The following is a 20,577-nucleotide window of genomic DNA, read 5'->3' on the forward strand; positions in this document are numbered from 1 at the left end:
GTTGTGACTTTTTGTCGTTGTAAAAGTTAGATTTTAGCTATCGACCAGTCTATCTAGACAAATCTCAATTGAAACATCATGATAGTGACAATAATCAATATGTGATTCTGGTTATAAATATGAATGACGAGTCATTATTGTGCCCTTTTTTTTTGTACAATTCTATTAGTGGCCAGTGTGTTCTAAGTTATGAATTAAATTTTTACTTAATTATGTATTCACAATCATCAAAACAGAGAGTAATATCTGTCTAAGTAACACTCCCTGTTATACGAAATTGTAAATTTCAATTATAATTAAAGCATAAGACCTACTTGGTGAACAACTCATTAGTGTTTACAGTTATCATCCCACGATCCTTTGTTGGGAGGTTAATATCATTAAGACTAAATATGTAGAAACTAATGCAAAATCAAGCTTGGTATTAGTAATTTTACGAATAAATGATACGGTACTTTTACCGTAGCGAATTTGTGTCCTCGAGGTAATTAATGGATAGTTTCGCAGCTGCAGAAAAAGCGCTGAGTGCAATGTTAAAGAGTGTAGAAGAGACGGGCGTTGTTAAAGAAACACGTGTCGACTACCGCCAAATTTTGATTGATTTTGCCGATGAAGTCCCAGGTCGTCAAAAAGCAGTGATTAAAAGAATACCACTCCAAAAAATAAACAACCTTATTGCTGTTCTGCATGAATTTAAACAAGAATCACGCCAAACGCGTATGATTGAAATATTAGCCATGATGGAAAAAGATGATGTTTCTCCTTATGAGCTGTTAGATGATGAATATGAAGATTAAACAGTAACAAGCAGTTTATTGATTTATAAAAAGAATGATAATTATATATAGAATATACAACAAGGTTTGTATCGTCTTTTATATGTAAATTATATATCGCATTCATAATAGATTGCTTTATTACTCCGAATTGCTGTCGTATGCAGAGCGTATGCATTATTCAATGCTCTGCGTACGCTTGTTCATGCCTTCTATTAGCCTATCTATATTACTTGATAGTCCAATTTTCCACGATGTTTCTTTTAATGAAATGATAATTCGACATTAGCTAAATAATCGTGAGAAGAATAAATTTATAATGCTATTTACCCTCATAAAGGCGTTTCTTATTTATCCGTTTGCATAAATGAGATCTTTTATTGCTAGGCTGAGTACGATTAACTTTTATCTTCATATATTTCATCTAAATACAAAGACTTTCAAATTTTGTCGATTTTCATTATAAAAATCAAACGATGCAAAGCCATTCTTTTATTAACAGTTGATTCATTGCCGAACTTCTCGTTACTCTTACTATAAGCAAGCCAATAAATAACCGTTATTAGGTATTTCCAAAGGAAGCGGACGTGAATAAAAGTTTTGTAGATCTAACATTTATCTCAGCCCAACACATCAGTAAAGCGTACCAAAATAATGAAGTATTAAGTGATGTTAATTTTGAGTTGAAATCGGGACAAGTCTTAGGCTTACTTGGGCATAATGGCGCAGGAAAGTCGACATTAATTAAAGCAATGCTGGGGATGCATAACCATAGTGGTGAATTAACTATTTTTGGTCTAGAGCCACAAAAACAACGGGAAAAAATTGTAGAGCGTCTTGGCTATATATCGGATGTTGCAGTATTACCTGAATGGATGACTGTTAAGCAAGTGATGAAATATGTACAAGGTGTACATCCTCGCTATGATCAACAGAAGATGACAGCATACTTAGCTCAAACCAATATTTCATTAAAAAGTAAAATTGCTGCGCTATCTAAAGGGATGAAAGTACAGTTGCATCTTGCACTTGTGATGGCGACAGATGTGAATGTTTTAATTCTTGATGAGCCTACGCTAGGCCTTGATTTAATGTACCGTGAAACCTTCTATCGTTATTTAATGGAATGGTTTCATGAGGGCGAAAGAGCGTTGATTATTGCAAGTCATGAAGTTGATGAAATAGCTCATATGCTGACAAATGTGTTGGTGTTGAAAAAAGGGCGAACTGTTTTACAAGGACAACTTAGCGATTTATCTGAGCGTTTTAATATCCTTTCGGTTGATGATCAACATATTGATCAAGCGAAAAAGTTAAAACCGATTAGTTGTAAAGTAGGTTTAGGCCAACACCGTTTATTGTTTGAAAATATTTCACCAACTGAATTAGCAATGTTAGGTACAGTTACTAAGCCAAGTCTTGCTGATATATTTATTGCCAAGCAACAGGAGGCTTTATGAACCCAATAAAAGCATTGTTAACTAAAGAATTGCTTGAGCATAAGCTTGTCACTCGCTTACCACTGTTTCTTGCTGCTTTTTCGATTATTTGCATCATATTAATTATGAGTAATAGCCAGAACTTCTCATTTAATGTGCAATCATCAGGGTTAGAAAATTGGTCGCCAAATTTTACTCATAGCGATTCTTTTGCGGGTATTGCCGGGCTAATTAATTTCATGCTGGCAGGGTTGGTGACATTAGTGAGCTTTTTCACCTATACAGCAAGAACACTGTCGAAAGAGAGAAAAGAGGGCAGTTTAGCGTTTTGGCATTCAATGCCAGTATCGGATGCTAAAGCGATAGCTGTAAAACTTATTTTTGCCTTAGTGATTATACCGATTATTACTTCTTTCCTATTGTTGTTTGCTGATCTTACTGTTTGGTGTGTCGGACAATGGTTTCTTCCACAAAGTTTATTAACGGACTATTCAGTTAATCTTGTGGCATTGGGACAGCATTATGGCGAATTTATATCGACAATGGCAGCCATGAGTTTAGCGTTATTGCCTGTCGCTTGTATTATATTCTTTATTTCTCAATTTAATGAGCATCCATTAATTACAATATTTGTGATTATCTTACTTATTAAAATAATGGGATCTATTGTTTTTAATTCAAGTGCCATTGGTGATTGGATAAGTCAAGTCAACAATCTGTCAATTAATATATTAATGAGTGATCACCCATGGGGGACATTAATGGCAATAGGTAGCCCAACATTGATGGGATTATTCATTATTGCGGTTATTTTCTTTATTCTCACTGTCAGATTTAGATCGGGAAAATAAACAGTAGACAATAAAAAAGGAGAGTATCAACTCTCCTTTTTTTATACGCACCGGTATTAAGCTTTCGTTTGTTTTTTTATCTATACAGTTATATGCATGGGAAAGCTTATTATTTTATAATTTAGATTAAGCTGCTGTTACAGATTCAATGTACTTTACTTCATTTTTATATTTGCGCACGTTACGTGATAATGTGCCTTTAGGAAGTTCGTAACGTTTTTCAGCCTCATAGCTTGATAGACCATCAAAAACAACAGCTGCTACTGCAACACGTTGATTTTCTGACTTAAAAATACGTTGTGCGATGATGTGGAATTGAGAATTATTCATAGCGACTTCTACTCTTCTATATATTTAAATGTCTTTATTGAGGGGCTAAAGGGAGTCCCCCAATAGCTTTACTTGTTAATAAAACAAGCAAACAAATGCTGTTAATAAGACAATAACAAGATGAACCTTAACAGAAGATTAATAGATTAGGCTTTCGTTATTAAAAGTAGATATTGATTCATAATTTTAATAGATTCTCTTTGTTTATTTATATTTATCAACGGATAAGTAATAAAATACAGATGTTATATTTCATAAATGATGAAAGGATGAGTAAAAACTCACCCTTTTAATTAAAAGTAAGGTTAACTTTTATAAATTAGCAGATTAGCCAATTAATCTTAAACCATTAGGTAAAGCATCACCAAAGACGCGCTTGGTTTCATCTTCAGTTAATATTTTAATTTCTGATACCATTTCAATCCAGCTTTCAGGTGCACGACTTGCTTTAAGTTTATCAATAACTTGCTGTCGTAAAGCATCATTGATATCTAAGTTACGATCACCCGTTTTACGCGTCATCATAACAGCCGCAAAGCCAATATAGGGTTCTTTACGCCAATCAAGCTCCATCAGCTCTGGTAAACAGAAAGAGACATGTTCTGCCGAGAGAAGATTATGAGTTGAACCATAGAAAGGCGTACGTGTAGCAATACGTCCAATCGCCCACCAATGCGCTTGTGCGTATTGGGTTTTCTGTAAGCGTCCAAATAACCACTCAATAAGTTGAAGCTTTTTGTCAAAAGGCAAATGTTCAAGTGAGGCGGCTAAACGTACCATGTCTTCATAGCTACGTTCTTGAAGCTCTTTATTCAGTTTGGCATTACGACTAGCACCAGGAGTGATGTATTTAGCAATGTCTTTATAGATCACTAATTGTTGCTCTTGGGTTAAACCACCGGCAACACGACGCCAGAAGGTCCACCAGTCACACCAAGTTTGGGTATTGGATTCAAATTGAATACCTTGTTGGTACAATGCCCAAATTTCATTCATACGGAAATCATCAGCAGGGTAGCCAAAACCCGGACGCATGGTAAAGCCTATAAGTTTTAACCAGTTACGCTCATGAAGATCTGAACGACGTCGACGCTTTTTACTTTCTAACAGAGCGTTAGCTAATTCACGTAAACAGGGGGTTTCCCAGTTATCACGTTTTCCCAGCATCTTATCCAGATCGTTACGCAACGTTTTCGCCGCTTTACTGTTATCGCTATTCTTGCTGCCACCATAAACTTTTTTGATAGCATCAATGGCGTCATTCATTCGTGGAGGAAGCTCACTTTCAGCAAGGGTGCTGTCGACATCACCACGATGTAATTTTGCGAGATCTTTTCGGATCGCAAATTCAACTTTCCAGCGTTTTTTGGGATCTGCTATGCTAACCGCTTCGATCTGAAGGGTGCCGACTTCAGTTAGCTGACATGCTAAGGTTACCTCTTCACGATCTTTCTGGTTTGCCGCTAATTCGCTACGATCTCGTTCACTATCAAGAGTCGCAATAAATGGCGGTAGAGTAACAAAACCATCACCAATAATTTCAACCAGTTCACCGGCTTCTGAGTATTTTTCATCAGTGGTAGAAACAAGGTTAAAACGCACGGGCTCACCCAAGGTTAAAGCAAATTTACGATGAGTTAAGTTAACTTCAGTACTTTCTTCAATACCTTTTGGTAATAAACAGATACCTTGTTTTACGTCTTTATTTTGACCAATAACAAGGAAGAAAGAACGGGCAGAGCCACCGCCAATTTTTAGTTGTGCGCCATGACGGGCTTTGGCATAAGCAACCGCACCAAAGGCAACCGCAAGATCGGGATGTAGGTTTTTAAGCTCTGTAATACTGCTATCGTCGCGCCATGATGAAATGACGTTAAGTGTGCGCTCAGTCAGTAATGGGCTGTTAAAGACACCACCATTTAGCAGTACGGCAACAGGAATCGCTGGCTGATCGTCATCGATTTCAATACCATTTTCTTTGAACGCATCACGGCACACATGATCATGAAGATCGATAAATTGTGCAATATGTTTACTAATAGCAGGATCTGCCGCATAGGGTAGGCCAAATTCGACCATAGCCGCTTGACGTTGGCTTGGTTGTTCGCTGTATGCTGTCATAGGGAAGAAACCGTCAAGCGCAATGCGATGCACTTCGTCACGATTTAACTCAATACTTTTGGCACCACCAATCAATCGTGAGCCGCTACCTAACATGGTTACTTTTGCTGTATCTGGAGCATTACCTGATAATAAGCTTTCTTTCACTTTACGTGTTTGCTGTATAAGCTTTGACAGCGCAGATTGACTGAGTTTGTTTGATTCACCGTTCAGACGTTGCTCGGCAACATGCGCAAGGGATAAATCAAGGTTATCCCCACCAAGCATTAAGTGATCGCCAACACCTATACGATCAAGGGTGAGCTTATTATCTTTGCTACCGACTTTTATTAAGCTTAAATCGGTTGTACCACCACCTACGTCACACACCATTAATAGTGGTATGTCTTTTAATAATTCATCAGCGTTATCTTTATTTTGCGCGTACCAGTCGTAACATACTGCTTGCGGCTCTTCTAGCAGTAAGACTTTTTTTAGTCCTGCTAACTCTGCTGCTTGTAGTGTTAACGCACGTGCGGCTTCATCAAATGATGCAGGCACAGTTATCACTACTTCTTGATCGGCAAGCTTGGCATTCTTATGGTGATAATCCCATGATTGACGAACATGGTTTAAGTAACTGGCACTAGCAATGACAGGAGAAACTTTCTTAACATCTGATTTAGATGCTGTTGATGACCAAGGTAAAATAGCTTCGTTACGATCAACGTTGGGATGAGATAGCCAACTTTTCGCACTCACCACTTGGCGACCTTCAACTTTTGCGCCCAGTTCACGCGCTAATTCACCAATGATCACGGTATCAATTTCGCCGTTAACCGGTTCAGGGTTCCATGGTAAGACAAGTTGAGTTGCATCCATTTCACCTTGAGCGGGGTGATAACGGAAAGAGGGTAGTAGAGGTTTACGAGCGACTTCGCCCGGTGCAATGAGTTGATCGATATTGAAAATATGCATTGGGCTATTTTCAAGATCATCTGTAATTTCAGCGTAAGCTACAACGGTGTGCGTTGTCCCTAGGTCGATACCGACTAAATATCGAGGGGAAGATGAAGGCATGACGACTCCACAAAGTAAAATAGGAAAATTGACAAGTGGGAATAAATGAAAGCCCTACAGAAGGTAGATGATTGTGTATTGTTATAACTATAAACCCACGAGTATGTATATAGATAAACGGCGCATCAAAAGATGCGCCGTTAGTTCGATATTAGCTTTCGCGAACGTCGAATTCTACCTGCCATTTCTGACCGTTATCAGTCGAAATCGCTTCAAGACAAAGTGTCCCTAATTCTGTTACGCGTGATGCTAACTTAACAGGAACCACTTCACCTACGGTACGGCCATCAGATACTGGCAGTGTCATTTGAATCGATGGTAATTCTTCCATCTCTTCCGGTTGCCACCAATCAAGATGAGTACCAGCAACATCGTCACGGCGAACTGTAGAACCGAAGAACTTGAACTGTACGGGTTGGCCAATGATTAAGCCAAACTCTTGGCTTGGTACGTTAGCTTGAGAGCCTTCTTCCATACCAAATGGTGCGACACATAGTGCTTCAAGTGGTGGTTCCATACCTGGGATTGCAGGCATAGCACTTTCGATGCCGACATAGTAGCTACTTGCGATACCGCCACGGATACGAACGCCTTTACCTTGACGAACAGAGCCGTAGTAGGATGCGCCGCTTGCAACCGCTAAATCAAGATCTAAACCTTGAAGTAATTTTGCTGGCTCTGAACCACCTGTAGTTAACCAACTATTAATGATACCCAGTAGGCGATCAGATAATAGATTTGATTTTAAAACACCACCGTTGAACAAAATTGCAGTTGGGCGGATGAAGCCGTCGTGCATTTGTTCAAATTGTTCAAAAAGCTCATCAACTGCTTGGCTTTGACGGCTAAGGAAACTTGCCACATGGCGAGAAACCGCAGCATCTTGTGCGTAAGGTAAGCCCATTTGGGTTAATGCGCCACGTGGAGCTTGAACTGGGTGCTCTTCAACAGATGTTTGTGGGAAGAAACCTTCAACAAGTGTCTGTTGCACTTCTTCTTGAGTCAGTTCAGTTTGAAGTGTGCCGCCAAGTAATTTAGAACCTCGACTAGGAACAACAATTGGCATTGCTTGTAATTCAGCATCATTAAGTAATGCTTCTTTAGCATCACGACATGCATGCGTAATCGCTAATACTTGCCAAGGTTGTAGCTGTTTGCCTTCTTGCGCTAGCTTCATTTTTAAACGATAAGCCAGAGCTAAGTCCATATTGTCGCCACCCAGTAGGATGTGATCGCCAACCGCTACACGATTCAGAGTAAGGTTGCCGTCTTCTTCAGTGACAGCGACTAACGATAAATCTGTTGTACCACCACCGATATCAACCACAAGGATAATATCGCCAACAGACACTTGATCACGCCAGCTTTCATCGTTGTTTTTAATCCAGCTATATACTGCCGCTTGCGGCTCTTCAAGCAACGTAAGGTACTTAAAGCCAACATTACGTGCTGCTTCTGCGGTTAAATCACGCGCTGCGGGATCAAACGACGCTGGGACAGTAATCGTTACGTCTTGATCAAAAATAGGCGTTTCAGGATGCTGGAAGTTCCATGCATCAGCCATGTGCTCAAGATATTGTTGTGTGGCTTCAAGAGGTGATACTTTGACCACTTCTTCTGGGCTATTTAATGGTAAGAATGCATCACGACGGTTTACGCCGCCGTGACATAGCCAGCTTTTCGCACTAGAGATAAGACGGATAGGAGTCTTACTGCCTAATGAACGTGCCATTGCCCCCACAATCGCATTCGGTTTTGCATTCCAAGGAAGTGCAGTATCACCTTCTGCCAGTTCAGATTCATGTGCTTGATACATGAACGATGGAAGCTGGTTCTTTTCTTCCACATTACCCGGATTGGTTAATTGTGGGATGGGCATAACCGTAACATCAGCGTTCTCATCTTGAAGATCAACATAAGAGAGTACGCAGTGTGTTGTACCTAAATCGATACCAACGCTGTAACGGTGTTGTTGTGTGTCTTGCATTATAATTCTACCTCAGCGGCTGCGATGATATGTGCATCGTGGCCTTCTGCCAATTTAGGCAATTTAACTTCTGTTACTTTCCAGCCACGGTGGATCAAAGTTCCGTTAAATGGTGCTTCACCAACCACATTACCTGTTAGGCGAACTTCAGATGCGTTGAAGCCTTGTGGCAGGGTAATACGTGTCTCTTCTTCTTCAGTGCGAACTGGCGCAAAACTGAAGTATTCATTTAATACTTTATGACCGCCTTCGTGAATAACACGTGCTGCGGCACCGATATCGGCGTCAGCATAGCCTTTAAGATCTTCTTGCATGAAGTCGATAAAGCGCGCTTCTTGTTGAAGCAGAGAAAGAAGTTGTAATGCAGCATCAGGGGTCGATGTTTTTAGCTTAGGTTCAACTTCAACCTCAACGATTCTTTCAACAACTTTTTCAACTTCGACAATTTTCTCGACGGGTTTTTCGATAATCTTCTCAACGATTTTCTCAACCGGTTTTTCAACTTCGACGATTTTCTCTACTTCGATTTCTTTTTCGATAATCTTTTCAACTTCGACTGGCTTACCTTTTTTCGTTAGGTACATAACCAATAGAATTAGAACTAGAGCGCCTAACCATGCGTGACCCATGTCGATAGTAGTTGGCACAGCCGACAAATCAACGTGCATCTTAGAAAAATCAAAAGCCATATTTGTTTACTCTTAGCGGTTAAAGGGCGATTCGGTTAAATATTAAGTGTGAATCAGCTTCAAATAATTAGTCGAATATTAACATAGACGTATGCAAAAGATGCCTACTAGAGCGTGTTTTTTTGCTTAAAAGCGAGAACAAACGGTTTCTTAGCCTAATTTGCAATCAATATATTACGTTAAATACTAGTGTATTTAGCGTATTTGACACATCGATGTTCTGACATGTAGCTAAAATGGGGATGGAGGGTGACGTTTTCAAGCTAACTGATTGTATTAAAAAGATATGGCTTAAAATTCGATAACAAGGTCATTAATCTTAAAAGAATTGCTTGATATAACCACTTTGGTGGTGGTTCAATACAGCAAAATTAGTACTAAAGCATGATAGTTCTTAAGTGTATGGGCTGTTGTGTTAGAAGATAGGTCAAGATATGTCATCTGATTTCTACGGCACCAGTGCCGCTTATGCACGTAAAGAAGCGGGTTACCGTGAAAAAGCATTAAAAATTTACCCGTGGGTATGTGGTCGTTGTTCTCGTGAATTTGTATATTCAAATCTCCGTGAATTAACCGTTCACCACGTAGATCATGATCATACTAATAATCCAGAAGATGGCAGTAACTGGGAGCTACTTTGTTTATTCTGTCACGACCATGAGCATGAGAAATATACTGATGCGGATAACGGTCAAAGTAGTGTTATCCGTGCCGGTGAAAATGAGCATGAAGCTGCTACGTTCAACCCATTTGCAGATTTAAAAGCAATGATGGAAAAAGGCAAAAAGTAAAAAAGTAATAACTTGCTTATGCCAGCTAGAAAGATAAAAGGGACGATAATTCGTCCCTTTTTTGTTTCTGTCGTTTTGGAATATCTATTAGGTGCCTAGAATCTGTAATGGCAGGCTCAGTAAGGTATCGCCCATACTTGCAAAGTACCAAATAATTGCCATTAGCGACGAAACAAGGCCGACATACCAAACGAAAGAGAAAATCTGTCCATAGCGATCAAGTGGAAGCAAATGACTATGATGGCGCTGTTTCCATTCAAAAACGATTTCAATACAGCCCATGATAAGTAAAAAACCAAAGAGGGTTAATCCTAGTTTATAGCTGAGAATGACACCACCAATAGCCGCGCCGGCACATAGAATAATGCCAAGCTTACTGTTCATAGAAAAGCTGATACTTTTCAGTACATGTCCACCATCTAACGGTAAAATAGGCAGTAGATTGAATAAATTCAGTAAAGCATTAAATACCGCGAGACCTGCAAAGAACATCTCGCCTGTGATCCAATAGGCAACCATACAGATCAAAGACATGATCAAACCAAAGAGTGGTCCCATAATAGAGATAACCACATCTTGCCAGCGAGTATTTATTTTCTCATCACTTAGCGCAAGCCCACCAAGAAAAGGCACAAGATAAATACCTTTGGTTTTCATACCAAAATATTTCATGGCACGGACGTGACCGTATTCATGAAAAACTAAACAAGCGATAAGTGCTAAAGCAAACTGAAATGAGAAAAGCCAAGAATAGGCAGCAAGGCTGGCTGACGCTAATACCACTTTGATCAGCTTGGCACTTTTTAATGCCTTCATACCGAGCGAGACTAGACCAATTATGCTGAATCTTCTTTCAGCAACAATTGGTGTATGAGGCGTTTGGCGCTCTATGTCTTTTTCGTTACGCTCACCCTGCGCGATAACTTGGTTATTCACTTGCGCTTGGTAACTGATCAAAAAAGGTTGCCATGAAAGATTACCTGATAGCTGGCATTCAATGGTTTCATCGCCATTTTGAAGCGCAAATTGGTGATGAAAATTGTTATTATCTGATGCTGAAGCATCTTTTTGTGAAACTAGCGTGTTGTCCCAGAACAACTGTTGCCAGCCTGCAAGTGAACCTTCTAAACGAAGCGGTTTACCTAAAAAGTCATCTAGTTGAAGCAGTTCCAATGCGTTACCTGTCTATCTAAGGTTAGTGAGAAAATTATACGGAAAAAAGCACAATGTTATAGCGTAAATGTGTAACGAGTTATGGATAATCTAGTGCTACTTTTATCTGTTCAATATTCTGGTTAAGCCAGTCTTTATTAATCGCTCCCCATTGTTCAATGCTATAATGGCCTGTTTGATGTCGCTCACCCTTGGTTTGGGTAAATTGACAAATAATATCAAGTTCAATCAAGCTCTTGATAGTATCTTGTGCAGTACGGCGAGGCATACCTGAAAAGGCAATAATTTTAGGGACATTATTAATGCCATTTTCGATTAAATAAGCGATATAAAGACGACGATAAAAACTCGATTTTGTTTTGCTTAATTCCATATACAGATTCCGTTGAGTTGAAAAATTATCCTGGGGGATAAGTCAATAAACTTATGTTCTATTTTTGTAAAAATTTAAACTTATTACAAAATGAACTAATACCTTTAATTATGAGCTAATTTTAAATAATAAACATTTATTTTTTAATTGGTTAACGAATTTTTAAATAAAACCAACTTACAATAATGATTCTTTTAGTACGATGTTATGAGTAAATATTGAGATGTATATCAAATGAATTAGGGGAAATAATTTATTTACAATATTTTACTACCTCATTAGTTGTTAACCGCTTATTATGTCCGTCTACATGATTATGCGTTCTGTTGTCTTTTTGCACGATAGGAGGCAGAAGGCTATAAATATGACAAAAAATAACACTCCAAAATTTACCCTATCTCTTCTTCATCCCCGTTATTGGGGGACGCTTATTCTCGTTGGCGTAATGTATCTGCTGAGTTGTCTTCCGTACTCATGGCAATTAACGATGGGTAAAAACATCGGTCGCCTAGCGATTAAATTGATGAAAAAACGTCGCCGTACAATTGAGCGTAATTTAGAGCTATGTTTTCCTACGATGCTGGAAGAAGACAAACAACGTTTAATTGCAGAAAATATCGATAATACAGGTATGGGGCTGTTTGAAACTGGCATGGCATGGTTTTGGTCTGATGAACGCGTGAATCGCCATGTGACAATTGTGGGTCTTGAACAAATGGAACAACTTGCCAAAGAAGGCAAAGGCGCATTAATGGTTGCTGTGCATTCAATGAATCTTGAATTAGGTGCGCGTGCGTTTGGCATTAAAATGTCAGGTATGGGGGTTTATCGTCCTAATAGTAACCCTTGTTTTGATTACTTTCAGTATTTAGGTCGTTCACGCTCAAACCGTACTTTGATTGATCGTAAAGACGTAAAATCAATGTTGCAGGCATTAAAAACGGGTGAGCGAGTATGGTATGCACCCGATCATGATTATGGTCGTCGTCGTTCAACATTTGCGCCATTATTTGCAGTAGAGCAAGCGTGTACAACAACAGGTACAAGTTTGTTAGTTGATAATACTGATTGCGTTATCGTACCCTTTACTATGGTAAGAGACGATAAAGGGCATTACACACTAACCTTACGTAAAGCGGTTGAAGGGTTTCCGAAAAAAGATCCTGATGCAGCTGCAGCCTTCATCAATAAAATTGTTGAAGAATCAATTATGGCTGCGCCTAGCCAATATATGTGGCTACATCGTCGCTTTAAAACTCGCCCAGAAGGGCAAGAATGCTTGTATAAATAACCTAAGCTATCTGATTAATACTTTGAAGCCTGCAAATATTGCAGGTTTTTTATTTTTCAAAATCTTAACGCAAGCTGTCTATTTGCGATGATGATCACACTTGAGCTTGCAACTATTCCACAACTCAACATAAAATACTGTTACTAACTGCTTAGAAATACTATCAATATAATTAGAAATTTATACTTCACTAAGCAGACATACATTGTAACGGGATTATCGTCGCTATGAGAAAGTTCACAGCTCCAACGTTTACTTCATCTTTTTTACATCCTAGATATTGGCCTGTTCTGATATCTATGGCAGTGATGTATTTAATTAGTTGGTTGCCTTATTTTATACAATTTCGCTTAGGTCAAAATGTTGGACGTTTAGTAATGCATTTTATGCGTGACCGACGTAAAACGATTGAGCGTAATTTAGAGTTGTGCTTTCCAGATATGGATATTAATGAGCGTAATAAGCTTATTAAACAAAATATCGATAATACTGGCCTAGCGTTATTTGAAACCAGCATGGCATGGTTTTGGCCTGACTTACGGGTTGAGCGCCACGTTAAGGTTGAAGGTTTAGAGCATGTTTATAAGCTGCAAGAACAAGGAAAAGGGATCTTGTTAATTGCTGTTCATTCACTGAACCTTGAATTAGGTGCGCGTGCTTTTGGTTTACATACGCCAGGTGTCGGCGTATATCGTCCTAATAACAATCCATGTTTTGATTTCTTTCAATTTAAAGGGCGTGTCCGTTCAAATAAACATATGCGTGATCGTAAAGATTTAAAAGGCATGTTTCAGGATTTAAGACAGGGTGAAATGCTGTGGTATGCACCCGATCATGATTATGGTCGTGGCCGAAATTCCACATTCGCACCTTTATTTGCGGTAGAGCAAGCGTGTACAACGACAGGTACCAGTTTATTGATAGATAATACTGATGCGGTGCCATTACCTTTTGCGATGATCCGTGATACTGATAGCGGTCAATATACGTTGAAAATATTTCCACCTTTGGAAGCGTTTCCACACAACGACCCAGATGCCGCTGCAGCTTATATTAATAAAGCGGTAGAGCACTCTATTTTGGCGGCACCTTCGCAATATATGTGGTTACATCACCGCTTTAAAACCCGCCCAGAGGGTGAACCATGTTTATATAAGTAGTTAGACAAAGATAGCGAATATATAAAGAGAGAATAGAAATGCCGAAGGTTATTATCTTCGGCTTTTTTATATCTAACCTAATATTTTCTATCAGGGAAAATATTAAAAGTCGTAAGTAATACTGACCGTACTGTATATCTCATCGTTACTTTTATCACTTGCTACTTCTGTATTGTAGATATATTGGGTATCTAACATGAGTGCAATATGATCAATTAATCGGTTCTTTACAAAGGCTTTTACATCATAGGTTGTATTTGAACGACCATAGTCAATATTACTTTCAAGCCCAGCAGAAAAAGTCGGAGTGAACTGTTTTTTTGCACGCAAGAATACATTGGCAATCATGTTTTTTTCAGTTTGATTTGGATAATCGGGATCATTTTTTTGGCGACGACTATGACGATAACCCGGACCACCACCAACTGTTAGTTTTGTTGTTTTGGTGTTATAAAATTTGTAGCCTAAACCGGTCGAGACAATATATTCACTGTGGTATGTGCCAAATTGATCGTGGTTATAGGTATTACTTAAATAAGTAAAAGAATGAGGCCCGATAGCATATTCATTTTTTAGTGCTATTTGGTATTTATTAACACCATCTTCTTCTTTAGTGCTATCGGTATAAAAAGAGCTTAATGATAATTTATTCGACCAATTATTTTTATCGTAATTAAAATCAGTACCGGAATTTAACGACATAGAAGTGTTGGTCGTTTTTGAATAGATAAAGCCCAGCTTTGCTGAACCATCAAAGGCTGGGGTTGGGGTACTTTGTGCTGTATTGGATGACGTTGTTGCGAAAGCCATCTGACACAAAAGGGGGGAAAGTAGCAATATAGAGTATCGTTTCATTGTCTCGCAGCCAAAAATAAATGTCGCGGACAATGTAGGTGATGAAGGTTAATGTGCTGTCAGAACTGTGTGATAGCTATGTGTGAAATATCAGCCGTATGATTATCAGTGTCGCTATCTATTCTTTAAGTAATTAATTAATCGTTGGTTAGCGTTATAAAGTAGTTTGAATTTCTCACTATCACCATTTTCACGATCAGGATGCCATTGTAATGCTAAACGACGCCATTGTTTTCTGACTTCCGCTAGTGATGCTGTATTGGATAAAGAAAATAAATCAAAATCATCATCAATGGATGTCGTGGTAATATTAATTGGCTGGTTATTAATATGTTGCTGGTATCGTCGCCAAAAAGAGCTCAGTAGTTGCTCTATCGCATCGCCATTAGCATGATAGTTCTTCCAGTCTAAATAATACTCCCGTAGCGGATCTTCTTGTTCTATATGATGGGTCTGATAAACAATATTAAGCAGTTGAATATCCATTGCTTGAACTTGTAGCCACTGTTTTGGAAACAATAAAATCTGCAGTTGGTAGAGTGCATTCATTAATAAGAAATTACGTTTGAAGAGATCCTTATTGCTGTCACTATCAAGCGTATCTAACATTTCTTTTTCACGTAATGCTTGGCTAAGGGTGTGGATCATCCAGTTTTTTGGTTGGTGTTGCAGTAAGGACAGGATCGGCCAAATAAGCGGGTTCTCGTGTTCGAGTTGAAAATCAATTGGCTGATTAGTCATTGGCTTCCCAATATTTAAGTCATAAAAAATGGCATACGTTATGATTAATGTAGCAAATTTTTAACAATATTGAGAGTGGTAAGAGTTAAAAATAAAAAAGGCTAGCACTAAGCTAGCCTTTTAACTCATTGTTTATACATTATATAAATAATGAGTAGAAGATTGCAGAGATAGAAACAAGGCCGATAACCGTCACAAATACATTGCTGATTGCGCCTGAGTATTTCTTCATGGATGGTACTTTTTTGATTGCGTACATTGGCATAATAAAAAGCAACATCGCAATAATAGGGCCACCTAAGCTTTCAATCATACCGAGAATACTTGGGTTTAGTGTCGCTACAGCCCATGTTGTTACTAGCATAAAGATTGCTGTAAAGCGGTTTAGTGCTTTTTTTGAGATCTCTTTATTCTTATCACGAGTAACTTTGATCACTAAACCATTTAGGCCTTCACTGGCGCCTAAGTAGTGGCCAAGGAAAGACTTAGTAATTGCAATAATCGCTACAATCGGCGCAACGTAAGCAATGATCGGTGTATCAAAGTGGTTCGCTAAGTAAGTTAGAATCGATACGTTATTTGCTTTAGCTTCTGCTAGATTTTCAGGTGATAAGCTTAATACGCAGCTGAAAACGAAGAACATTACGGTTAATACCATCATAATGTGTGCACGGGCTAGAATACGTGAACTTTGACGCTCTGCGTTTTCGCCGTATTCTTTTTGCTTAGCTACAGCAAATGATGAGATAACAGGTGAGTGGTTAAACGAAAAAACCATTACCGGTAAGATTAACCATACAGCAAGCATTACTGAGTTTAAGCCACCGTCTGCTGGGATGATGTTATGGAAGATAGAGTCATTCCAGTACGGTACAAGAAACAGTGCCAACATTAATAATACAGCAACGAATGGGAATACTAAGATACTCATCGCTTTAACAATTAACTGCTCACCTAAACGAACAATTGCCATTAAACCAAGGATCAATACTAACGCTAAAATTGCACGTGCTGGTGGCTCGATACCTAACTGGTTAAGCATAAAGCTTTCAACAGTATTTGTTAGTGCAACACTATAAACTAATAGAATGGGGTAGATAGCAAAGAAATAAAGTAATGTGATCACTTTGCCCATGCCCTTACCAAAATGCTCTTCAACAACTTCTGTAATATCAGCACCCGGATTCGAACTTGATAACACAAAACGTGTCATCGCACGGTGGGCAAAGAATGTCATTGGAAATGCAAGAGCGGCCATTACAAGTAATGGAATTAAACCGCCAACACCCGCATTAATGGGTAAAAATAGAGTACCTGCACCCACGGCGGTACCGTATAGGCCAAGCATCCATAATGTATCACTTTTGCTCCACCCTAATTTTTTGTTTTGTGCAGAAGTCGTCGCCGTTAAATTTTGTGCGGTGTCCATAATGGACATCTCCTTTATAAGTATTATGTTTAACTTTCAAAGGGCTGAGTTATTCTGATCTTCCTTGGTCGCATACGCGAAGAGCAACAGATAAAGCTTCAAAAAATAAGAAGTAGTGAACGTGCGATTTGATGGTGAAATATAGGATATATACACTATATTCAGTGACGGGTCCGTTGTCGATCTTGTGTTTCCATACTTACATCAAGCAAGTTATAAACAATGTCTGCTGTGATTCTCTCTTATAATAACCTTGTAAATAGTCCCCTTATCGAAGAGCGCGCATTATAGGGGAATAAACTTGGGTTCAACAAATTTTGCAGAGAAAAAATTTACGTTTGCTTAAAAAGCATGCAAGTGCGTTAACGTTATATTAATAACATTATTATGTAGTGATAATGGTAGGGGTTTTATGTCATAAGAGTGTATATATTGGATAAAATATGCAATTTGTATGATTAAAATGACTTTTAAACTATATTTTTGAATAATGCGTCTTGAGTGTATTTTTTACAATATTATTTTAATCCATGCAAAAAAAGTTTAAAAAAAGGAAGGCAAAGAGCCTTCCTTTTTTAACTATTTGGATAAAATCAGTCGCGGAAATTATCAAACTGGAATGGTTGGCCTAACTCTTGTTCACGCACCAGTGACATAGTCGCTTGTAGATCATCACGCTTCTTACCCGTTACGCGCAGTTTCTCACCTTGGATAGAAACTTGAACTTTCAGTTTAGCGTCTTTAATCGCTTTCACTAATTTCTTCGCGTTTGTGGTTTCTACGCCTTGCTTAAATTCAATATTTTGAGACGCAGTTTTACCTGAGAAAGTGACTGCTTTACGCTCAAGCGCATTAGCATCAACACCACGTTTAGCAAGGTTACTACGTAAAATTGCAACAATTTGGTCTACTTGGAATTCAGACTCAGATGTGATTTTTACGATTTCTTTATTTAATTCAATGCTTGATTCAACATTACGGAAGTCGAAACGCGTGTCTAATTCACGCTTTGAGTTGTCTACCGCATTCTTGATTTCTACGGAATCTACTTCTGAAACAATATCAAAAGATGGCATGTTTATGGCCTCTTATCATAAGTCTAAGGGAATATTTCCCATCTACATTAACACGAATAGTATACTGTTTATTAATGAAGGAGAAGCAATCTATGCCTCTCTTTCTATCTCGGTATTATATATCATCAAATTGTTTTTATTGATATTTTAGCGTTGTGCTGTTTTAACAGCATCCGCTAGCATATCGAGCATCTTAAGCGTGTCTTTCCAATGAATACAAGGGTCAGTAATAGATTTGCCGTAAACAAGCTCATCAAGTTTGTTTTCAATAACCGCTTGATTCCCTTCTTCAATAAAGCTTTCTGCCATGATGCCCGCAATTGAATGGCTACCATTTTTCAATTGTTCACAAATTTCAGCAGCAACATCTAATTGACGTTTATGCTGTTTTTGGCAATTACCATGACTAAAATCGACAATTAATCGCTGTGGTAATTCAAACTCGGCTAATGCCTCACATGCTGTTGCGATGTCTTCAGCGTGGTAGTTTGGCATTTTACCGCCACGTAAAATAATATGACCGTAAGGATTACCGGAAGTACGGTAAATTGTCATTTGTCCATTTTTTGCCGGTGAGCAGAAAAGGTGAGATTCACGTGTGGCGCGAATAGCATCAATCGCAATTTTGGTATTACCGTCAGTGCCGTTTTTAAAGCCAACTGGACACGACAGTGCTGACGCCATTTCACGGTGGATCTGAGATTCGGTAGTACGCGCACCAATGGCTCCCCAACTGATAAGGTCAGCAAGGTATTGACCAGTGATCATATCGAGGAATTCAGTCGCAGTAGGTAAGCCTAGCGAGTTAATATCAATTAATAGTTTGCGTGCTTTTTTTAAACCAGTTGCTAAATCTAAACTACCATCTAAATGTGGATCAGTAACTAAACCCTTCCAGCCAACAACAGTGCGTGGCTTTTCGAAATAGGTACGCATTACGATAAACAATTGGTCTTTATATGTTTCTTGTACAGCAACAAGGCGTTTCGCATAATCAACTGCGGCATCGGTATCATGTATAGAACATGGACCAACAATCACCAGTAAACGGGAATCTTGACCCGTTAAAATTGCTTCAATCTGTTTGCGAGAGTGGTCTACATGCGCCGCAATTTCATCAGTCATTGGTGATGTTGCTTCAATTTCAGCAGGAGTTGGCATCAAGCCTAAACTCACGGTGCGAAGTTCATCTGTTTTCATTGGCATAATATGTTTGCCTACCTTGGGGATCTCTGTAATAACACCGCTAAGATATCCCAAAAATCGATTTTAATAAACCAAACTTGTGATATCACTTAGCTTTCTAACCATCCTATGACTACGATTGAAAACTAATGATGATTTTGTAATCAAGAAATGATCTAACTTTAAAGTTTGATTGATATGAATAAGTTATCAGTAATTAGCTTTAGTTCTTGCCTCATAATTCAACACAAAGTAAGGTCGATATACAGTAATGGTGTTTAATGTATTTTTGAATACACAGGGTTTAGATGACGATTTATTTAAATACTCGTCTTATTAACAAGGAAGTATTGGTGTTTTATGACAACTGAAAATGAATTAACGTTAACTGCAATGTTGACGTCATCAGTGCAGTTAACTGGACTTGAAAGTGGTGAGGTGGGGATTGTCTCACTCGATGATCTTATTGCTCATGATATTGGTGTTCACCCTTGTGCTGTTACAAAGCCTGAATCACTTTCTACTGAAACGACAGCGGCTATTTTTGATGCGCTAGAAGCCGATAATCAAACGCCTGTCGCTGAGTTATTTGTAACCAAACTTAGCCAGTTATTAATTGCAGCGGCAGCCACACAAGGTGATGCGCCGTTAAAAGTATGTTTAACCAGTGATAACTCATATTCTCGTAGCCATTTATTAGGTGCGGAAGTAGAGCCAGACGAAATTAACCCAGCAATGGGATTACGTGGTGCATCTCGACTAGGTCATGCCGATTACCGAAAAGAGTTTGAGCTAGAATGTGAAGCGATTAAACGCGCACGCCTTGATGCGAAAAATATCGAACTTGTTGTACCGTTTGTTCGTACGTTCAGTGAAGCGGCAACAGTGATTGATTTATTGGCTGAGCAAGGATTATGTCGCGGTGCTGATGATTTAAAAGTCTTTATGATGTGTAGTGTCCCTTCTAATGCATTATTAGCAGAAACATTCTTGCAGTATTTTGATGGTTTTATTGTTGATGTTGAACAATTAGCGCAATTTACTCTTGGTCAAGATATTGAGAATACATCGTTAAACTACATGTCGGATGCACAAAACGACGCGCTACTTTTGTTAGTGAAAATGTTATTAACCTCGGTTGGAAACTCGAATAAGCCGTGCTTGGTATACAGTCGTTTTATTGAAGACTCACCACGTTTTAGTTCATGGTTACAAGAGCAAGGTGTCACTCACGTTATATGTTGAGCTAAT

At 38.7% G+C, this 20,577-nt stretch carries 18 protein-coding genes; 7 read left to right on the forward strand and 11 right to left on the reverse strand.

All coding sequences use genetic code 11. The features are described from left to right. The first annotated feature begins 491 nt into the window (after nt 1–491). The 3 genes from C9J38_RS03470 to C9J38_RS03480 all read left to right on the forward strand — a co-directional run bounded on the left by C9J38_RS03470 (nt 492) and on the right by C9J38_RS03480 (nt 3,066). Nucleotides 492–797, forward strand: a complete 306-nt coding sequence (locus C9J38_RS03470) for a hypothetical protein (RefSeq protein ID WP_107205881.1) — start codon at nt 492–494, stop codon at nt 795–797. Nucleotides 798–1,363: 566 nt separating this feature from the next. Continuing rightward, complete coding sequence (locus C9J38_RS03475; protein WP_107205882.1) at nt 1,364–2,236, forward strand: ABC transporter ATP-binding protein; 873 nt, start codon at nt 1,364–1,366, stop codon at nt 2,234–2,236. Further along, a complete protein-coding gene (locus C9J38_RS03480) occupies nt 2,233–3,066 on the forward strand; it encodes an ABC transporter (RefSeq protein ID WP_107205883.1) in 834 nt (277 codons plus the stop codon). The genes C9J38_RS03475 and C9J38_RS03480 overlap by 4 nt, the downstream gene beginning before the upstream one ends. A gap of 126 nt (nt 3,067–3,192) precedes the next feature. Here the strand turns inward: C9J38_RS03480 and C9J38_RS03485 are convergent, their stop codons facing one another. From C9J38_RS03485 to C9J38_RS03500, 4 genes are all read right to left on the reverse strand, one after another. After that, entirely contained in the window at nt 3,193–3,396 is a 204-nt protein-coding gene (locus C9J38_RS03485; RefSeq protein WP_005367479.1) for a hypothetical protein, read from the reverse strand. Nucleotides 3,397–3,723: 327 nt separating this feature from the next. Next, the gene (locus C9J38_RS03490) at nt 3,724–6,576 is read right to left on the reverse strand and encodes an Hsp70 family protein (protein WP_107205884.1); all 2,853 of its coding nucleotides are present in this window, start codon (nt 6,574–6,576) and stop codon (nt 3,724–3,726) included. A gap of 151 nt (nt 6,577–6,727) precedes the next feature. Beyond that, the gene (locus C9J38_RS03495) at nt 6,728–8,563 is read right to left on the reverse strand and encodes an Hsp70 family protein (RefSeq protein ID WP_107205885.1); all 1,836 of its coding nucleotides are present in this window, start codon (nt 8,561–8,563) and stop codon (nt 6,728–6,730) included. Next, on the reverse strand, nt 8,563–9,231 hold the full coding sequence (locus tag C9J38_RS03500) for a DUF2760 domain-containing protein (protein WP_199188044.1): 669 nt from the start codon (nt 9,229–9,231) through the stop codon (nt 8,563–8,565). Before C9J38_RS03500 ends, C9J38_RS03495 begins: the two co-directional genes overlap by 1 nt. A 455-nt stretch (nt 9,232–9,686) precedes the next feature. Between C9J38_RS03500 and C9J38_RS03505 the strand changes: the two genes are divergently transcribed. Further along, entirely contained in the window at nt 9,687–10,043 is a 357-nt protein-coding gene (locus C9J38_RS03505) for a YajD family HNH nuclease (RefSeq protein ID WP_005367488.1), read from the forward strand. A gap of 87 nt (nt 10,044–10,130) precedes the next feature. On the opposite strand, the gene C9J38_RS03510 is transcribed toward C9J38_RS03505, so the two are convergent. Both C9J38_RS03510 and C9J38_RS03515 read right to left on the reverse strand, forming a co-directional pair. Beyond that, complete coding sequence (locus C9J38_RS03510) at nt 10,131–11,216, reverse strand: site-2 protease family protein (RefSeq protein ID WP_107205887.1); 1,086 nt, start codon at nt 11,214–11,216, stop codon at nt 10,131–10,133. Between the two features lie 79 nt (nt 11,217–11,295). Further along, nucleotides 11,296–11,589: a helix-turn-helix domain-containing protein gene (locus C9J38_RS03515; RefSeq protein WP_107205888.1), complete on the reverse strand. Its 294-nt coding sequence runs from the start codon at nt 11,587–11,589 to the stop codon at nt 11,296–11,298. A 364-nt stretch (nt 11,590–11,953) separates the two neighbouring features. On the opposite strand from C9J38_RS03515, the gene C9J38_RS03520 reads away from it, so the two are divergent. Further along, nucleotides 11,954–12,880 carry an LpxL/LpxP family Kdo(2)-lipid IV(A) lauroyl/palmitoleoyl acyltransferase gene (locus C9J38_RS03520; RefSeq protein ID WP_107205889.1) on the forward strand — a complete coding sequence of 309 codons (927 nt, stop codon included), beginning with the start codon at nt 11,954–11,956 and terminating at the stop codon, nt 12,878–12,880. 227 nt (nt 12,881–13,107) lie between these two features. After that, nucleotides 13,108–14,040 (forward strand): LpxL/LpxP family Kdo(2)-lipid IV(A) lauroyl/palmitoleoyl acyltransferase, encoded by a 933-nt coding sequence (lpxL, locus tag C9J38_RS03525; RefSeq protein WP_107205890.1) that lies wholly within the window; start codon nt 13,108–13,110, stop codon nt 14,038–14,040. Between the two features lie 102 nt (nt 14,041–14,142). On the opposite strand, the gene C9J38_RS03530 is transcribed toward lpxL, so the two are convergent. The 5 genes from C9J38_RS03530 to C9J38_RS03550 form a co-directional block, all read right to left on the reverse strand. Further along, nucleotides 14,143–14,895 (reverse strand): YdiY family protein, encoded by a 753-nt coding sequence (locus C9J38_RS03530; protein WP_107205891.1) that lies wholly within the window; start codon nt 14,893–14,895, stop codon nt 14,143–14,145. Nucleotides 14,896–15,009: 114 nt separating this feature from the next. Then, complete coding sequence (locus tag C9J38_RS03535; RefSeq protein WP_107205892.1) at nt 15,010–15,636, reverse strand: DNA-J related domain-containing protein; 627 nt, start codon at nt 15,634–15,636, stop codon at nt 15,010–15,012. Between the two features lie 139 nt (nt 15,637–15,775). Then, nucleotides 15,776–17,065, reverse strand: a complete 1,290-nt coding sequence (locus tag C9J38_RS03540) for an HAAAP family serine/threonine permease (protein WP_107205893.1) — start codon at nt 17,063–17,065, stop codon at nt 15,776–15,778. Nucleotides 17,066–17,658: 593 nt separating this feature from the next. Continuing rightward, the gene (locus C9J38_RS03545; RefSeq protein ID WP_005367504.1) at nt 17,659–18,141 is read right to left on the reverse strand and encodes a YajQ family cyclic di-GMP-binding protein; all 483 of its coding nucleotides are present in this window, start codon (nt 18,139–18,141) and stop codon (nt 17,659–17,661) included. Between the two features lie 147 nt (nt 18,142–18,288). Further along, nucleotides 18,289–19,347 carry a 3-deoxy-7-phosphoheptulonate synthase gene (locus C9J38_RS03550; protein ID WP_107205894.1) on the reverse strand — a complete coding sequence of 353 codons (1,059 nt, stop codon included), beginning with the start codon at nt 19,345–19,347 and terminating at the stop codon, nt 18,289–18,291. Nucleotides 19,348–19,686: 339 nt separating this feature from the next. Between C9J38_RS03550 and C9J38_RS03555 the strand changes: the two genes are divergently transcribed. Further along, the gene (locus C9J38_RS03555) at nt 19,687–20,571 is read left to right on the forward strand and encodes a putative PEP-binding protein (protein WP_107205895.1); all 885 of its coding nucleotides are present in this window, start codon (nt 19,687–19,689) and stop codon (nt 20,569–20,571) included. Nucleotides 20,572–20,577: the final 6 nt, after the last annotated feature.

Source organism: Photobacterium sp. GB-210 (genome assembly GCF_003026075.1).
Taxonomy (GTDB): Bacteria; Pseudomonadota; Gammaproteobacteria; order Enterobacterales; family Vibrionaceae; genus Photobacterium.

Excerpts from the sequence above, each read along its gene's own strand:
- C9J38_RS03470 (WP_107205881.1), top strand. The coding sequence starts at position 492 with ATGGATAGTTTCGCAGCTGCAGAAAAAGCGCTGAGTGCAATGTTAAAG.
- C9J38_RS03480 (WP_107205883.1), top strand. The coding sequence starts at position 2,233 with ATGAACCCAATAAAAGCATTGTTAACTAAAGAATTGCTTGAGCATAAG.
- C9J38_RS03485 (WP_005367479.1), bottom strand. The coding sequence starts at position 3,396 with ATGAATAATTCTCAATTCCACATCATCGCACAACGTATTTTTAAGTCA.
- C9J38_RS03490 (WP_107205884.1), bottom strand. The coding sequence starts at position 6,576 with ATGCCTTCATCTTCCCCTCGATATTTAGTCGGTATCGACCTAGGGACA.
- C9J38_RS03495 (WP_107205885.1), bottom strand. The coding sequence starts at position 8,563 with ATGCAAGACACACAACAACACCGTTACAGCGTTGGTATCGATTTAGGT.
- C9J38_RS03500 (WP_199188044.1), bottom strand. The coding sequence starts at position 9,231 with ATGCACGTTGATTTGTCGGCTGTGCCAACTACTATCGACATGGGTCAC.
- C9J38_RS03505 (WP_005367488.1), top strand. The coding sequence starts at position 9,687 with ATGTCATCTGATTTCTACGGCACCAGTGCCGCTTATGCACGTAAAGAA.
- C9J38_RS03515 (WP_107205888.1), bottom strand. The coding sequence starts at position 11,589 with ATGGAATTAAGCAAAACAAAATCGAGTTTTTATCGTCGTCTTTATATC.
- C9J38_RS03520 (WP_107205889.1), top strand. The coding sequence starts at position 11,954 with ATGACAAAAAATAACACTCCAAAATTTACCCTATCTCTTCTTCATCCC.
- lpxL (WP_107205890.1), top strand. The coding sequence starts at position 13,108 with ATGAGAAAGTTCACAGCTCCAACGTTTACTTCATCTTTTTTACATCCT.
- C9J38_RS03530 (WP_107205891.1), bottom strand. The coding sequence starts at position 14,895 with ATGAAACGATACTCTATATTGCTACTTTCCCCCCTTTTGTGTCAGATG.
- C9J38_RS03535 (WP_107205892.1), bottom strand. The coding sequence starts at position 15,636 with ATGACTAATCAGCCAATTGATTTTCAACTCGAACACGAGAACCCGCTT.
- C9J38_RS03540 (WP_107205893.1), bottom strand. The coding sequence starts at position 17,065 with ATGGACACCGCACAAAATTTAACGGCGACGACTTCTGCACAAAACAAA.
- C9J38_RS03545 (WP_005367504.1), bottom strand. The coding sequence starts at position 18,141 with ATGCCATCTTTTGATATTGTTTCAGAAGTAGATTCCGTAGAAATCAAG.
- C9J38_RS03550 (WP_107205894.1), bottom strand. The coding sequence starts at position 19,347 with ATGCCAATGAAAACAGATGAACTTCGCACCGTGAGTTTAGGCTTGATG.
- C9J38_RS03555 (WP_107205895.1), top strand. The coding sequence starts at position 19,687 with ATGACAACTGAAAATGAATTAACGTTAACTGCAATGTTGACGTCATCA.